This window comes from Mesorhizobium sp. M1295 (genome assembly GCF_040318135.1).
Classification (GTDB): domain Bacteria; phylum Pseudomonadota; class Alphaproteobacteria; order Rhizobiales; family Rhizobiaceae; genus Mesorhizobium.
In genome coordinates this window covers 37,811-53,980 of the sequence record NZ_JAMYLU010000029.1, presented here as the reverse complement: position 1 = coordinate 53,980, position 16,170 = coordinate 37,811, and the positions used below count along the sequence as shown (strand labels likewise).

At 58.9% G+C, this 16,170-nt stretch carries 12 protein-coding genes, 2 pseudogenes and 1 riboswitch; of the genes and pseudogenes, 3 read left to right on the top strand and 11 right to left on the bottom strand.

What is annotated here, in order from left to right:
- Positions 1-23 precede the first annotated feature (23 nt).
- The gene (locus tag NKH29_RS28565) at positions 24-242 is read left to right on the top strand and encodes an FMN-binding negative transcriptional regulator (RefSeq protein WP_353001129.1); all 219 of its coding nucleotides are present in this window, start codon (positions 24-26) and stop codon (positions 240-242) included.
- 98 nt (positions 243-340) lie between these two features.
- Here the strand turns inward: NKH29_RS28565 and metE are convergent, their stop codons facing one another.
- The gene (metE, locus tag NKH29_RS28560; RefSeq protein ID WP_353001128.1) at positions 341-2,686 is read right to left on the bottom strand and encodes a 5-methyltetrahydropteroyltriglutamate--homocysteine S-methyltransferase; all 2,346 of its coding nucleotides are present in this window, start codon (positions 2,684-2,686) and stop codon (positions 341-343) included.
- 95 nt (positions 2,687-2,781) lie between these two features.
- Positions 2,782-2,982, bottom strand: a riboswitch (cobalamin riboswitch).
- Positions 2,983-3,036: 54 nt separating this feature from the next.
- Positions 3,037-3,483 carry a hypothetical protein gene (locus NKH29_RS28555; protein WP_353001127.1) on the bottom strand — a complete coding sequence of 149 codons (447 nt, stop codon included), beginning with the start codon at positions 3,481-3,483 and terminating at the stop codon, positions 3,037-3,039.
- A 50-nt stretch (positions 3,484-3,533) separates the two neighbouring features.
- On the opposite strand from NKH29_RS28555, the gene NKH29_RS28550 reads away from it, so the two are divergent.
- Positions 3,534-3,788, top strand: a complete 255-nt coding sequence (locus NKH29_RS28550; RefSeq protein ID WP_353001126.1) for a hypothetical protein — start codon at positions 3,534-3,536, stop codon at positions 3,786-3,788.
- A gap of 317 nt (positions 3,789-4,105) precedes the next feature.
- Here the strand turns inward: NKH29_RS28550 and NKH29_RS28545 are convergent, their stop codons facing one another.
- On the bottom strand, positions 4,106-4,939 hold the full coding sequence (locus tag NKH29_RS28545; RefSeq protein ID WP_352515945.1) for a helix-turn-helix transcriptional regulator: 834 nt from the start codon (positions 4,937-4,939) through the stop codon (positions 4,106-4,108).
- Between the two features lie 212 nt (positions 4,940-5,151).
- Positions 5,152-6,470: pseudogene (locus NKH29_RS28540) on the bottom strand (MFS transporter); the annotation flags it as partial.
- A gap of 288 nt (positions 6,471-6,758) precedes the next feature.
- On the opposite strand from NKH29_RS28540, the gene NKH29_RS28535 reads away from it, so the two are divergent.
- Entirely contained in the window at positions 6,759-7,433 is a 675-nt protein-coding gene (locus NKH29_RS28535) for a transposase (protein ID WP_353001125.1), read from the top strand.
- 32 nt (positions 7,434-7,465) lie between these two features.
- Here NKH29_RS28535 and NKH29_RS28530 read toward each other — a convergent pair whose 3' ends face one another.
- The 7 genes and pseudogenes from NKH29_RS28530 to NKH29_RS28500 form a co-directional block, all read right to left on the bottom strand.
- On the bottom strand, positions 7,466-8,458 hold the full coding sequence (locus tag NKH29_RS28530) for an adenosine kinase (RefSeq protein WP_353001124.1): 993 nt from the start codon (positions 8,456-8,458) through the stop codon (positions 7,466-7,468).
- Positions 8,459-8,567: 109 nt separating this feature from the next.
- Positions 8,568-9,743: a methionine adenosyltransferase gene (gene metK / locus NKH29_RS28525; protein ID WP_353001122.1), complete on the bottom strand. Its 1,176-nt coding sequence runs from the start codon at positions 9,741-9,743 to the stop codon at positions 8,568-8,570.
- Positions 9,744-9,797: 54 nt separating this feature from the next.
- On the bottom strand, positions 9,798-11,135 hold the full coding sequence (glyA, locus tag NKH29_RS28520; protein ID WP_353001136.1) for a serine hydroxymethyltransferase: 1,338 nt from the start codon (positions 11,133-11,135) through the stop codon (positions 9,798-9,800).
- A gap of 908 nt (positions 11,136-12,043) precedes the next feature.
- Complete coding sequence (locus tag NKH29_RS28515) at positions 12,044-12,868, bottom strand: hypothetical protein (protein WP_353001121.1); 825 nt, start codon at positions 12,866-12,868, stop codon at positions 12,044-12,046.
- Positions 12,869-13,096: 228 nt separating this feature from the next.
- Entirely contained in the window at positions 13,097-13,567 is a 471-nt protein-coding gene (locus NKH29_RS28510; protein ID WP_353001120.1) for a hypothetical protein, read from the bottom strand.
- A gap of 447 nt (positions 13,568-14,014) precedes the next feature.
- The gene (locus NKH29_RS28505; protein ID WP_353001119.1) at positions 14,015-15,547 is read right to left on the bottom strand and encodes a Fic family protein; all 1,533 of its coding nucleotides are present in this window, start codon (positions 15,545-15,547) and stop codon (positions 14,015-14,017) included.
- Between the two features lie 406 nt (positions 15,548-15,953).
- Positions 15,954-16,160, bottom strand: a pseudogene (locus NKH29_RS28500) (bifunctional hydroxymethylpyrimidine kinase/phosphomethylpyrimidine kinase); the annotation flags it as partial.
- Between the last annotated feature and the right edge of the window lie 10 nt (positions 16,161-16,170).

Sequence of the window (16,170 nt, the reverse complement as noted above, 5' to 3'; positions counted from 1 at the left end):
GGCGGCCAGTGAAGGAACCTGTCATGTATGTACCCGCGCATTTCGATGAACCGAGCCGAGAAGTCCTTTACGAACTGATCGAGAACAGCGCACTTGGCATGCTGATAACCCATGGCCGGAGCGGTCTCGACGCCAATCACATCCCCTTCGAAATCGACACGTCACAGGGAGAAAACGGTTCCCTTTATTCCTGCGCGATTAGTACACGTGCCGAAGGAAAGTGCACTTTCTCGCTCGAGTGACTTATTTCAAAGGATGTGATCGCGTTTTGGCACATTCACGGCCCACATGCGGCAGCCGCTAACTCACCACATGGTGAGCAACCAGGAAACCTTCCGGCCTACACTTTCTCCCGGAGCGCGCGTGCTGCAGCAACCATGTTCATGAGGGCAGGGCGGACCTCCTCCCACTTGCGGGTTTTGAGGCCACAGTCCGGGTTTACCCACAGTTGGGCATCGGACAGTCGCTCGCGGGCAAGCATGACGAGATCCGAAATCTCGCCGACTTCCGGGACCCGTGGTGAGTGAATGTCATAGACTCCGGGCCCGATTTCATTCGGATATTTGGAGCTCGTGAAGGCGTCCAGCAGTTCCATTTTCGAGCGCGACGTCTCAATCGAAATGACATCCGCATCCATTTCAGCGATCGCGTCGATGATCTCGTTGAACTCCGAATAGCACATGTGGGTATGGATTTGAGTCGCGTCCTTTACACCCGTTGAAGCGATCCGGAAGCATTCGACAGCCCAGTCGAGATAGTCGTTCCAATCAGACTGGCGCAGTGGCAATCCTTCGCGAAACGCGGCCTCATCGATCTGGATCATCCTTGCGCCGGACCATTCGAGATCCGTCACTTCGTCGCGGATGGCGAGCGCGATCTGGCGGCATGCTTCGGAGCGGGGTACGTCGTCGCGAACAAATGACCAGTTGAGAATGGTCACTGGGCCTGTGAGCATTCCCTTCACAGGGTTTTCCGTAAGCGACTGGGCGAACTGCCACCAGCGCAGCGTCATCGGATTGGGCCTCGATACGTCGCCGAAGATGATGGGGGGGCGCACGTAACGCGACCCATAGCTCTGCACCCAGGCATGCTGGGTGAAGGCGAAGCCGGACAGCTGCTCGCCGAAATGCTGTACCATGTCGTTTCGTTCGAACTCACCGTGCACCAGCACGTCCAGCCCGATCTCTTCCTGCCAGCGAATTGCAGCCTCGATCTCCTTCTTCAGGAAGGTCTCGTAGTCGACATAGCTCAGCTGGTCCTTCGCATGAGCGGCCCGCGCCCTGCGTACCTGCGGCGTCTGCGGGAAGGACCCGATGGTCGTCGTCGGGAACGGCGGCAGCCCGAGCGTGCCGGCCTGGACTCTGGAGCGCTCGGCAAAAGCGCTCTCTCGTCGCTTCATGCTGTCGTCAATGCTGGCGATCCGCCCCTCAACCAGCGGGTCATGGATCTTCGTGGATGTCACGCGAGTGGCGGCAGCCTCGGCAGACGCTTTCAACGCGCCTGCCACCGCATCCCTGCCTTGGGACAGGGCCCGGGCAAGCAACACCAACTCGTCGGTCTTCTGGGCCGCGAAGGCGAGCCACGACCTGATGTCCGCGTCGAGTTCCGTCTCCATGCGGAGGTCGATCGGCACATGCAGCATCGAGCAAGAAGGCGCGATCTCGACGCGGTCCAAGGGCCAGCCGGCGACGATCGGTTTGATGCGGTCGAGAATGGCGGGCAGGTTCGCACGCCAGACGTTGCGGCCATCGATCAAGCCAAGCGAGAGCACCAGATCCTTCGGTGCGAGCCGACCCACCGTTTCCAGCTGCTCGGGAGCGCGCACGAGATCAATATGCAGCCCGGCCAGGGGCAGAGAAACCGCGGTTTCGAGATTGTCTCCCAGCGGCCCGAAATAGGTAGCCAGCATGATCTTCAGCTCGGGCGCGGCTTTCGACAGCTGGCCATAGGCGAATTCGAACGCAGCTCGTTCGTTCAGGTTCAGATCGAGGACAAGCGCTGGCTCATCGATCTGCACCCAGTCGGCTCCAGACAGCTTCAGCCTCTGCAGGAGTTGCTCGTAGACGGGCAGCAGCCGCGGCAGGAGCGCGATGGGATCGAATCCTTCGGCAGGCGATTTCGCCAGCTTGAGGAAGGTGATCGGTCCAAGGATGACTGGGCGTGTGTGAACGCCGAGAGCTTTAGCCTCGATGAAGTAATCGACCGGTTTCGTCGACGAGAGGGCGAACGTCTGATCATCGTTGAGTTCCGGCACAATGTAGTGATAGTTGGTGTCAAACCACTTGGTCATTTCCATCGCGGTTACATCAGACCGATGAGCCGCCTGCTGGTGACCAGCGTGTCGACAATCCTCCGTCTGACCCTGGTTGCCCCGCGCCATTGCGAAGTAGATGTCAAGTGGAACCTCGCCGCTATTCCAGCCGTAACGGGATGGAACGGCGCCGACCATGGCTGCGGTGTCGAGCACATGGTCGTAGAGCGAGAAGTCGTTCGACGGGATTTTCGACACGCCGCGATCGTGCTGCTCCTCCCAGCTAGCGGCACGGAGCGCCTTCGCGGTCGTGAGAAGGTCGGCAGCGGACGATTTTCCGGACCAGTAGCTTTCAAGCGCGAATTTCAGTTCTCGCCGACGACCGAAGCGGGGCACGCCGAGCGTTGCTACAGGAATTTGCTGAGAGACAGTCATGCCAGACCCCGATGGTTGGGGCGTCGGTGACAAGGAAGGCGCTAGCAGGCCGGCACGAACGCCAGGCTGCAGCGGCCACCGAGACACCCCGCCCGTGGACGTAATTCGCCGTGGCAGGTCTCCTGGCTCGCGGGGTCATAGCCTCTACCCGTCTTCCCAAGGCTATTCGCCTCAGTGACATGAGTGGGGTTGGCTCGCCGCTAACAGTTGCGGGGGCAGCGCCGGCATCGCACCGGCTTCCCTCTTAGCTCCGCTGCGGCAGCGCCGTACGGAGAACCACGACGCGGGAGACAATTACAGCAGTTCGCTTCTTTGTCAACGCCGCATAAAGAAATGTTTATGTCGTTATGTTAAATTTCCGTTGGCATGTTCCAAAGGTCGCCTCGAAAGCGAAAACTGTGGAAGCCTTGAGCGGCCGGTAAATCAAAGCGATGACGCACGGCGCCCTTGTCCAGGAGGATAGGAGTTCGTCGGCTGCCGGCAGCAAACATACCGGCAAGCGCCGTGGTGCTGCTTAGCGCATCATGCGAACCACCTCGGCGTCGAACTTCGGCTCCGAGGTTCCGACCGCTTGGTGATCTGCTCGCGACCATATTCGGCTCAATGGCGAGGCTGTTGCCCATGTGGAAGCTGTTGGCCGTGATGCCCTCGGTGATATGACACAACGATTTCGGGGGGAGCACACCGAGGCCAGGCGCAGCGGCGTGTTGCGAAGTGATCGAGGCCAATGTCTCGAACTGCTTGTTCGCAGCCCACCGGCTCAAGGTAACCCGGCTCAAACCACCGGGCCAGCTCAAGTCCTGTCCAAATGAGGCCTGAGCGGCAAATCGTCGTGCACGCGCACGGTTTGGCGTTCGATCTTGTGATGCGTCTTGGGCGGACAATCGCCACGGTGCAGCGCGCAGAAGCGGTCCCCAATTGGGAAGCCGAGGGCGGTGAGGGCAAGCCAGCGCCACAGGCGGAAGGGGACTTGGACCTGTTTGCCCTGCTGGACCACAAGTTCGCGACACAGGGCCTCAAGGAGAAGACCAAGAGTGATTATGCGCGGGACCTCGCCAAATTCATCAAAAGCAGCGGGCAGTCAACGTTCGGCGCCGATTGACATGGAGATAGCCATCGCGGCGGACCGCCCAGGCGGACCGCAAGCCGGAATACAACCGGGTGCAGGCGGCCAAGCTCGTCCACAAGATGGCGTCGGGCACACACCGGCGATGGGAGAGCGGACCGTGGAGTGCAGGAACTTCACGCCTATCCACGCTCCCGTGGACGTGTCCTGCGGCACATCGGCAGCGATATTGAGGAGGCAGTTGAGCTTCTGGTCGAGCACTCTTACCTGCCACTACCTACGCTTAACGTCATCTCGTACTGAAAACGCACCACGCAAGGTCGAGATGTAACATGCGCCCTTCGTGGATGGTTCTAAGCTTCCTCGGGCGCGGTCAATCTGTGATAACGGTCGCTTGGAACCTCCATCACCGCGACGCGATCAAGGTTGGCGTATCGCGCTCGGTAGTAACCTTCTTCCTCCACTTCGGCGAAACTACACTGGGGAACGTCAAAAGTCGCAGCTTCCAATCCGAAGAAAGTCGTAGCGGTTTCTTCATCCAAGAAGTTCCACTCATCTTCTCCGTCGTCATATGTGACGCGAACATAGGAGGCCATGCGCACGGCTTCCTGATCACCCATCTCTGCGATAATGGCATCGCATTCTTTCTTCAGCTTTCCTGAAACCTCACCCTTATCCCAGTCATCCAAAGCCCGATAGATTTCTGGATGATAATACTCTGGCATCTCCTCTACATCGTCACCGATAAGCTCAATGGTGCGGACATATTGCGGATTTATCAAGAGTATTTTGTTGTCAAGGCTCCAACAATACAGCCATGGCCTGCTTGTGTTATTTCTACGAAGATTATGAAGTTCCTTCAACTGACGTAAAATCGATTCACGCGCCTTTTCATCGATAGGATATTGGCGGCTGCCAACAGTCGTCTTGATTCTGAGCGTGCCGTATCGCGTTTCGGCATCGGCAATTGCAAACGGGCTCGTGCGCCACTCCTCGACATCAATCTTCCAGCCCAGCAGCTCCTCGACCGTGCATTTCAACGTGAGACAAAGGTCCTTGATCTGCTCGACGTTCAACTGCGTTTTGCCTGTTTCCCAACGGGCCACAGTCTGTTGCGTCGTTGCCATCTGCTCTGCCAAATCTTTTTGAGTCATGCCCAGTCGAACCCTAAGCTCTTTCATGTTCATAACTCACCTCGCGTGTTCAACACACGCATTGTGGATGAATTAATCTAACACGTCAAGCGTGTTCAAAAATCGCAGCATGTGTTTTTAGGGCGTCTTCGAGGCTCCAGCAGCCGTTCGTGACCACTTGCGCAAGACACAGGGCTGGTACACAGCACGAATGGGCGATCAAAAATTACTGCTGAAATTCAGATAATTATTGTGGTCGAGTCTGGATCTCTCTGATCGACACGATAGTCGACCATCACCATGATCGGACCGCTTCGTGGCCGCAGGTCAAGTTGCAGCGTCGGTTCGCTGAACTTGTTGGTCGGATCCAGATTGAGCGTTTCAAAATCCGGCTGACGCAGAAGGATGCCCATCAGTCCCCCAATCACAAGAACCAGCTGGCGGACGAGCAAGGCTCCCGAAACACCTTGGACATCCGCCAGTTCGCCCCAAAGCCAGCTTCCCGCCGCCATGCCGCCGTATGTGGCCGTCTGATAGAGAGAGGGCGCGTCCAACCACCCACCGCGGCGCCGAAAGCTGCACTGTGACGTTAAACAGCGAGAATGATTGAATCCAGGCCGCACCGGCTGGCATGAGGTTGAGACAGCTCAGCCCAACGTGCTCGCTCCATGCCCGAAAGAAGCAGCTGATCGCCAATACAAAGAACGCACCGCGAATGACCCATTCGTTGGAGAGAACTTCTCGGACCCGCCCGATGAGGAGCGCGCCGCAAATCGCTCCCAGGCCGAAGAAGCCGAGCATCACGCCGTAGGTGACTGCGGTCCCTTTGATCTGTTCGCGAGCGACCAACGGCAGGAGAGCCAAAATGACAACGGCGGTGAGGCCGAAAATGAAACTCCGGCACATCACCTTGAGAAGGTTCGGCGACAAGAGCACGTAACGCAAGCCCGCCGCCATCGCACTGCCGAAAGCCTCCCGCGGCAGCGCTTGTCGTGCCCGTTCGGCTTTCCATCGCAACAGCGCAGCGATCAGAGCGAAGTAGCAAAGGACGTTGAAGAGGAACGCGAAGGCCGCACCGGCTGTGGCCACGATTATGCCGCCAATCGCCGGCCCGATGCTGCGCATGAGATTGTAGCTCATGCCGTTGAGCGCAACCCCGCTTGGCAGGTGTTCGCGAGGCAGGATATCTCCCATGGAGGCTTGCCAAGAGGGATCGTGCAATGCCCAACCACAGCCGATTAGGAAGGTGAGACCCAGAAGGGTCCAGGGTGTCATTCCCCGCATAGGTCAGGAACGCCAGGAAGGCGGATACGCAGACCATCAGCAGTTGCGCAGTCAACATGATCCGGCGACGGTCAAACTTGTCCGCGAGCGCTCCCGCCGCGAGCGAGAAGATCATGTAGGGGAGGGTGGTCGATGACTGGACGAGCGCCACCATTCCATGGGAGGTGCCGATGCTCGTCATCAGCCAAGCTGCCGCCGCACCTTCGACTAGGGTGCCAAGGTTCGAAATGAGTGCAGCCGACCATAGCGAACGGAAGGTCTTGTGCTCAAAAGGAACGAGTGAAGATGTTCTCTTCGCCATTGTGGGAAGCCTCGGGATTGACCGCGGGGCTGGATTTGTTTCGCCTCACTCAACCATGGCCTCGCCGTACAAGCCAAGCTGCCACAGTGCGCGCCTGCTAACCCAGAAAACTTGGCGGCCTTACAGGCATGCGCAGGACGCGCGAAGCCGCTCAAATCCCCCAGATGGGTCAGCCATCGAAGACCGGCATCACTTGCCCGTTGAGCGGCTATACGATAATGCTCCGCGCTAAGCAGGAAGCGCCAAAAATTCGAGCGGCGACTTCATTCTCCTATTCAGGAAGGAACTATGAGGCGGCAGACGCGACCATTCACCGTGGAAGTCAAACAAAAGCGCAATTATCAAAAATCCGCACGTTCCATCTGGGGCAATTTCGACATCGCCGCGGCGATGGCCGAGACAACAAAGGAAGTCGGGCCGTTAAATCGTCAGCTTGTTGACTCTACTGTAGTGGTCCTTGATGCTGAACCTTTGCACGAACCGCGAGTGGAGCATTTCATGGCCAATCCTCTGGAAACCGAGTCAGCAGTAGTTAGCGAACCGGCAGACAAAACGGAAACGCCAAAACCGAAGGCGAGAGCGCGGCGGTCGAGGAAGCCAGAAGCTGAGGCGAGCTCGCCTGCCCGCAAGAACGGCGCCAAGCCGATATCCGCGGCCACTGAAGCACCGCCGTCAGCGCGAACAGGCCGAAAGAGCTACTCCTCGAAGGATCGTGCCCAGAAGCTGGCGCAGATCGAGACCTCGATCGGCGGCGGCGCTACTCTCAAGAGTGCGGTGAAGCAAGCCGGCATCTCGGAACAGACATATTATCTTTGGAAGAAGGCGGCGGCGCCGGCGGCGGACAGTGACGGGCTGAAGGATCTCGTCGCGCTCGAGGAAGAAAACAAGCGGCTAAAGAGCCTGCTTGCCGATCGTCTCCGCAAGGAGAATGCGGAACTGAAGAAAAGGCTCGGGCTGGATTAAGAAGGGTGGGCAGCTGGTTCTTGGCTCCCCACCTACAGCAATACCGCCTGCTCGGCCTCTCGGCGCAGATTCTGCCTTGGCCTTGGGCCGATCTGCTGGATGACCAGCCCGGCTGCCAGCGAGCCGAGATCGCCGCACTGCTTTAGGCTGCGGCCTTGCGTGTAGCCGTAGAGGAAGCCGGCGGCGTAGAGGTCGCCGGCGCCTGTCGTGTCGACCAGCTCGCGGATCCTGGTGGCTTCGATGGTGACCGTCTCGTCGCCGCGCACGATGACCGAGCCCTTTTCCGAACGGGTGACGGCGGCGATCTTGCAATCCTTGCGGATAAGCGCCAGCGCCTCGTCGAAAGACGCGGTCTGGTAGAGCGACTTGATCTCGTGGCTGTTGGCAAAGACGATGTCGACGGTGCCGGAGCGCATCAGATCGAGGAACTCGTCGCGGTAGCGATCGACGCAGAACGAGTCCGATAATGTCATCGACACTTCGCGCCCCGCGGTGTGGGCGAGCTTCGCCGTCTGCCGGATCGCTTCCTTGGCACGCGGCGGGTCCCACAGATAGCCTTCGAAATAGGTGACGGCGGCGCCCGAGGCCTTGTCGGCCTCGACGTCCTCCGGGCCGAGCTCGACGCAGGCGCCGAGATAGGTGTTCATCGAGCGCTCGCCGTCCGGCGTGACGAAGATCATCGAGCGCGCCGTCGGCGGTTCGCCGTTAAGCGGCCTGGTGTCGAAGGCGACACCCTGGGCATGGATGTCATGCGCGTAGATTTCGCCGAGCGCGTCGTTGGAGACCTTGCCGAAGAAGGCGGCGCGGCCGCCGAAGGAGGCGACGCCCGCCGCCGTGTTGCCGGCGCTGCCGCCCGAGGCTTCGATGGCCGGGCCCATGCGGCTGTAGAGCAGTTCGGCGCGCCTCGTGTCGATCAAATTCATCGCGCCCTTGATGATGCCGTTCGTCTCGAGGAACGCCTCGTCGCACTGGGCGATGATGTCGACGATGGCATTCCCGATACAAAGCACGTCATAGTCCGGCATCAATTCATGTCTCCGCCAAAAACCCACCGGCTTTCTGGCATGCCGGCCGCGGGCGGGGCTGGCCAGTGGGAATGGGCTTTCCGCTTGCCAATCGGTTCGGCGACAGCCCTCACGGGGCGGCAAGTCCTGCCTCGCGACGCAATTCGTCGGCCCTGTCTGTCTTCTCCCAGGTGAAATCAGGCTCTTCACGGCCGAAATGGCCATAGGTCGCGGTCTTGCGGTATATAGGGCGTAAGAGATCAAGCATCTTGATGATGCCCTTCGGTCTGAGATCGAACAACTCAAGAATGAGGCGCTCGATCCTTCTTTCCTCAACCCTCGCTGTCCCGAACGTGTTGACCATGACAGAAACCGGACTGGCCACGCCGATTGCGTAAGCAAGCTGCACCTCGCAGACGTCCGCAAGTCCGCTGGCGACGATATTCTTTGCGACATACCGGGCCGCATAGGCAGCTGAGCGGTCAACCTTGGACGGGTCCTTGCCCGAAAAGGCGCCGCCGCCGTGACGACCCATCCCACCATAGGAATCGACGATGATCTTGCGTCCAGTGAGACCGCAGTCGCCGCGCGGCCCGCCGACTACGAACCTCCCCGTCGGGTTGACCAGAATTCTGATGCCTTCCGTCTCCAGGTGGGTCGGCAGGACAGGCTTTATGATTTCCTCAATGACGCCCTCGCGGACCGTCTCTTGCGAGACCTGCTCGTCATGTTGGGTCGATACGACGATGGTATCCAGGGCGACCGGGCGCAACCCCTCATAGTGCACTGAGACTTGGGATTTCATGTCAGGACGCAACCAGCCAAGCTGTCGTGCTTTCCGGACGTCTGCCTGTCGTTTCGTCAAGCGATGAGCGAGCTGGATCGGCAAAGGCATCAAGGTATCGGTTTCGCGGCATGCGTAGCCGAACATGAGGCCCTGATCTCCCGCTCCCTGCTGGAGGTCCTGCCCTCGTCCCTCGTCAACGCCCTGGCTAATGTCGGGCGATTGCTCGGTGAGTGCATGAACGACGGAGCAACGCCGGCCGTCAAAGCCGACGGCCTCATCGTCGTATCCAATATCGAGAATCGTATCGCGCGCAACTTGGCTATAATCCACCCGCGCATCGCTGGTAATCTCGCCAGCCAGAACGACTATCCCTGATTTTACCAACGCTTCACAGGCGACGCGCGCCTTGGGATCGGTGCGGAGGATGGCATCGAGGATAGCATCCGAGATGTTGTCGGCCAACTTATCCGGGTGTCCCGCGCCAACCGATTCGGAAGAGAACACGAACTGCCTAGCCATGAAATGCCTCGCTTCGGGTGTTGGAGTTGTATGGGGCATTTTGCTTAGCCCACCTTACCTGTCGGTGATGCCCGGGACGTCGAACGCAGCGCACAAGTCGGCAACGTCTCTTCGCACGCAGGCATGGAGATCTTCGTCGTCTGGCCGCCGGAGGACGGAGTCAATGAAGCCAGCAATTTGCACCATTTCCACATCGCGCATGCCCATTGACGTCACTGCTGGCGCCCCCAGGCGAATTCCGCTTGTGACCGCCGGATCCCGCGGGTCGCCAGGCACCATATTAAAGTTTGTGATGATGCCTGCCTTTGCTAGTCGCTCGGCATAGGCCTTGCCCGATAGCGGTCGATCGCGCAGATCAAGGATCAGCATGTGATTGTCCGTCCCCCCGGTAACCAGGTCATAACCTCGCTCGAGCAGTGCCTGGGCCAGAGCCTTGGAATTCTTGACGGTCTGTTGGCCGTAGCTTCGGAAGGACGGGTTCGCGGCTTCGTGCAAGGCAACAGCTAGCGCAGCGATGACATTCATGTGGGGCCCACCTTGCAGGTGAGGGAAGACCGCCCGATCTATTCGTCTGGCGAGATTGTATTTGCTCTTTAGATGATACAGGGCCTGATAGCGATCTTCGTTCCTGGACAAAATGAAACCACCGCGGGGACCGCGGATCGACTTGTGGGAGGTGCTGCTGACCACGTCGCAATGGCGCACGGGATTCGGGTGCGCTCCCGCGGCAATCAGGCCACTGATGTGCGCAATGTCGGCTACGAGATAGGAGTTCGCTTCCACGGCGATTTCTGCCATTGCCGCGTAGTCAAAGACACGCGGGTAAGCAGTTCCGCCGACCCAAATGAGCCGCGGCCGTTCCCGCTTGGCTGTCTCGCGCAAGCGGTCATAGTCAATCTGCTGTGTCTTTTCATCTAGTCCATAGGGGACGCGTTGATAGTCAGTTCCGGAAAAGTTGATCGCCCAACCATGAGTCAGATGGCCCCCTTCCGGAAGGGGCAAGCCCATGACTTTGTCACCGGGGCTCAAAAGCGCACGATAGACAGCCTGGTTGGCCGGCGAGCCGGAATAAGGCTGGACGTTGGCATGCTCGCTGCCAAATAGTGTTTTCAAGCGCTCAATGGCTAGGTTCTCAAGCTCATCAACGATCTCGTTTCCGGCATAGTAGCGCGCACCGGGGTACCCCTCGGCGTACTTGTTCGTCAAAATCGAACCGGTCGCTTCCAGCACGGCCGAGGAGGCAAAGTTCTCAGATGCGATCAGTTTGAGCGTCGTCCGCTCCTGCCGCTCCTGTCTTAGAAGCAGTTCGTGAACGCGGCAATCAACCGTCGCCAAGCGAGACCGTCCGTAAGTGTCGGGCTGCGCGATGGCGCCGTCGGCGGAGTTGTCCATGGTGGTTTCGCGCTCCAATTGGATTTCACGGTCAAGCATGCGGTCCCCTTCGGCCGCGTGTCTCGTACCGCTTCGAGCCGTTGAAGGTCTCGTTTGTGATAGCCATCGCCGTGGGGCAGGAGATCAACCAACAATTGAACCAGCCCGCCGTCCTTACCTCCTGTTTTGAGATTGTACGAGCACCACGGACGTTGTTCGTTGCAGTAAAGAAAGTCGGCTCTGGCCAGCAGCCGGACGTGTCGTACAACGTGCTCACGACGCAGACCCAGAATCTCCGCTAGCTGGCAGACAGTTAGGTCCGCGTGCGCGCAAAGGCCTAGAATTCGAAGGCGATCTAAATGCGCTGCCGTCCGTAGGCGACTGACCAGTGTCAGCATTGGTCAGGACCAAGCCACTTGGAAAGCCTGGGCACTCGTCCTACTGAATTTGTCATTTCGCGTTCTCCACAGATGTTGCAGCTTTCGAACCAAATAATATGGTTGCTTGTCCACCGACCGGACAATCTCGGTGGCCGTGAAGATACTGTTTTGAGCCGATATGGCTGTGTCGAACAAACAAGATGGGCGCTCTTCTTGCCATTGCCTTTAGCCGAAATTGCACGCAGTTCGGCGGGTCGGAGAATAAGCCACGGTTCGGACCCCACTGACTCAAACGTTGCAATAAGCCTACCATTCACAGCGAACCGGAGTTGCTAAGAGTCTATGAATTTCCTTGAAGGATCTGTTGCAACGTTTGCGCAGCCCGGTCTTGCTCCCGGCTTGCAGCGGTCAATCTCGTGCAGACTGACCGTGATCCAAGATGACAAGGAAGGTTCGCTTTCAATCCGATCTTCTTCATGGCCAAGTAGTTCGTAGTCTCATAACTGTGGCCTAGACAAAAGCTGGGCTAATCAGCGAGGTATGATGTCGTTAGCGTGGTTGGGCCACCAGCAGGTCGACGCCAAGATCGACACGCGCAATTTCCCGCGCTCCGAGAATGTCAGTGACTGCGCGCTCTTCCTCGGGCGGTCTGGCTGCGCCGTCTAGAATCTGAATGCGTCTCGCGCCGACCCGTTCTGCAATGAGCTGTTCGGCTTGCCGCATTGATGGCGAAGCAAGCTCAAGTACGTTTTCGCGCATCTCACGCGCCGCCTCGCCGACTTCCGCAAAACGCTTCTCGGCGAACTGCTCCTTAAAGAGCGCAGCGAGATCATCAAATGTTTGAACTTTGGTGGGCTTGGGTTTCGAGCAAAAATATCCAGTTGCCAGTCCAGGTTTATAGGCAAGGCTGTACGCTTTGTCGTCTGGCAAGGGCCCAATATCCCCTGGTGAGACGAAAATGGACTGCCGTGCTACGGTTGCTCCATTATAAGAGCGGTCGAAATCGCTGATGTTTGCAATACAAGGAGCCGCATAGAAGACGTTTGACGGATAGCGCGCCTCAAACCGAAGAAGCAGTTCACGCTGTCGCGACACATCCCTGCGCATCATCGCAATCCGAAAAAATGGTATCGACAAACCGGGACAATGTCCGCTCGCAACCTCAAAGGCAGTTCCTCGCTTCATCAGCTCCGGAAGCTTGTACTGGAAAAACAGCGGAACCCCTGGGAAATTGATGCGGATGTCAAAGCCAGAATGCCCCTCCTGTATGAGGTTTGGAAAGACCGGCGCGCCTACAGGTGCGGCTGACGATGACCGGATAAGGTTTTCGGTGAAGGCATACCCAATTGGGAACTCCATGTAGCCCACCTTCATTCAATTCTGCTTTCGTGCTGAAGTTTATCCGGGCTCTTTGCCTGCAGCCGAGCAGACCCTATAACAGAAAAAACTATGTATACTTGCGATAGTCTGAGCTTATGGATTCCTCGGATAGATATTTAAAGAGCTCACCCACTCTTCTGGCTGCTAAAAAGGGAATGGGAAGCTTCTGGTTGATCTGGGTCGAGTTCCAGTTGATTTTGGTAAGCGACAAAACCTCCTGCGCTATCTCAGCGATTCCCGGCGCAGATCGCCGATAAGTTTCGGGCTTCGCGAACAGCGCCAGAGTGCGTAGCCGATATCTTCAACGGGGGCGGCGGCTTCTCCCTCGCCAGTGCCGAGCGCGATCATATGCGTTGCGCATTCGGCCAGCGCGCCGTCAAGGCGCCCCGCTTCCGTCGCGCTGCCGTAAAGGTCCAGGAACCACGCCAGCGAATAAGACCAGTCGGCAGGCAAGTCCTGCCCATTGTGATCCCTTGCGACGACGGCCACGACGGCGTTGCGGCCTTCGGGCGTGCGGGACTCTATCCCAAGGATCGGGTATAATTCGGGTGTCGGCTGCTGAAGGATACGCGCCGGCACGAGCGACAGTGCTTTCTCCAGCGAGGGAGGAAAATCCTCCAGTTCTTCGGCCAGTTCGGCAGCTTCTCTCCTTCGTCCCTCGCGGCGCGCTTCTACATATTCTGCCGCAACCACGGCAACGGTGCGCTGCGCCCGTTCAGCGGTGCTGGTGGCAATCAGCTCGGCCGGAATGTCACTATCCTTGATCGCCCAGTGCGTACGGTGCTGTTCGAACGTTGAGTGCCCAGCCGGTCCGCAATTCTCAACACCGCTGACCGGTCGAGAAAGGCATGTTTCGGATCGGGCTCGAAGGTGAAGGCCAGTTCGTGTCCGCGCCGAACGATATTGCGTATGCGGCTGTGCCGGACCACGCGCGCGTGCGGGCCTCCCGCCCCGACTTCGTACATCAAAAGCGCCGGGATTTCCTCCAGCCGGCGCAATGTTTCAGGGCGCGAGGTCGATAGCCTCGGCCTCGGCGCCGCTAGATTCCTTGAACCGGTCAATGGTTGACGTGAACGGCGGCGTTTCCCACCACTCGCCGTGGCCCGAGACAAGCAAGTTAAACATGGCACACCACCGACCTCACGCCGCCTTCTCCATAGACCACTTCACCCGTTCGGCGAGAAAGGCGGCGAACGTTTTCACATGCATATTGCCGCTCGCCTCCTCCAGCCCTGCGAGGTAGGCCTTCCGGTCATCGACTCTGACGACTGTCCAGGGGTAACCGCCTGAAGCCAGCATCGCGTTCATGAGGAACCGCGCCATTCGTCCGTTGCCGTCCGGATAGGGGTGCACATAGCCCACAAGCCAATGCCCCAGCACGGCACGCACGGAGGCCTCCTTCTCCGCCTCCAGCAGGTCGAACAGCTCATTCATACCATCGGCCACCGCTTCGGTACGCGGCGGCACGTGCTGCGAGCCGCGCAGGTACACAGGGTGATTGCGATATCCCGCAAGCGCGCTGGCTTTGAGGATGCCGGCGGTCACTGACGGCGCGAACAGCTCCCGGTACCACTCCCGGTGAGTGTCCCGCGTCAACGCGCCGGCTGGCTTGCCGTTGATGATCGCGGCAACAGAGTCTTTGACCTTCTGGAATGCGAGGTAGTAGCCACGCGCGGCAAGCGCATCTCGGTTCTTGCGGTCCTCTTCATCAATCTCCGGATTCCAGCTCCCCTCGCGCACCCGGTCGATGAGTCCCGGGGTGACGCTGTACCCTTCTATCGACAGCGAATGGTAGGCGTCGCTTTCGTAGATATCCTCGACGAACTTCATATAGGCGTCTTTGTCGGACGGCAGTCCGGGTGCCTTCGGGAATATCTCGATGATGGCTTCGCGCTGCGATTGCCAGATCGCGCGCAGGCGGGCGACCAACGGCGGTACGCCCGCCGCAATAGTTGTCACTCCAATTTGTCCCGCGAACGGATCGGATTCGCGCACGTCATAGCCGGCGGCTTTGAAGGCGGCCACGATTTCATCGGCAAAGGAGTCGCGTCCTACGCGACGGAAGGCCCCCGCAAGCCGTCCCGCCACGGCGGAATGGCCGCCATCAAGCAGCAGGGCCAGAACGGTTGATACGTCGCGCACCGACGCCATGGCGATCTGCATCTCGATAGGGGCGCGCTGGAAGAACGCTGCCGGCACCCGGGTAAGGGCGGCCTCGACAGTGAACACGCGCTGGCCGTTTTTCTCTGTCAGTTCGGCCGGCATCTCCTTGACCTTGAGGTCATAAAGCGAAGTGCCGAACAGCAGGTCGATTTTGTTATTCGTGCCTTTGGGGGTGTTCACCACCACCTGAGGCGGAATAGTGGGCGCTTCCGCGTGCAGAAGCAGCGACTGCTCCGGTGAGAGGAACCAGTCCTTGCCGAACCGGTCATTGCAGTAAAGGGAGCAGAACTCCCAGAAGCTCGCGTACCAAGGGGTGGTGTCTTGCTGCCGTGCCTGCGGGCCGGTCGACATGAGCCAGCCTTTGATAACATCGCGGAGGAACCCGTTCTGCAGCAGCCGCTCCCGGTGGACGCGGGTCAGCTCATCTGATTTGAATATGCGCCGCCCACCCTCCTGCAGCTCTTTGAGGACGGCCAGTGATACAGCGAGTTTTTCATGGGGCTTGGCCATGGCCGTGCCTTTGCAACTTTTTTAGAGCTGTGCGATTACAAGTATATAGTGCTGATATGCGACAAGTCAATGATGCTGTTGAGTTGCAAGTTTTTTAAGTCGTTCGATAACAAGTTTTTTATGCGATAATCGGCAAATGCGATCGTTTCCATAGCCGCGCGAAGGATCGTTACCCGGATGGGCCGAGACCCAGCTCCCCCGCAGGCTACGCAGGGGCTCGGGGCGAGCCTAGAGCCTGGCCCTCCGAAGCGCTTCGAAGGAGGACGCGCCTCTTTGAAAAACTCGCCCGTTGTGCATCGTGGGTACCCGTAAACGCGAATTCTCAAAGGAAAGACGCTCCTTACCTCTCCCTCCCGCCACGATCATCACGGCCGCGCCCGCGCTCACTACGCCGCGACGCCCGCGAGATCGCTGCACGCATCTGATCGGCCACCAGACCGGGTTGCAGATGAAGGATGTCCGTGACGCTGTCGTGTGTTTGCACCGTCACCGCAGTGACGGCAAGGCAGCTGCGCACGCCCATGGAGGAGAGCATCTCGATATCGCGCGCGATTCCGGCACCCCCACTGGAGTCCGATCCGCCGACGACAAGTACATGCGATGCCTGCCTCAGCGCCCTTTCA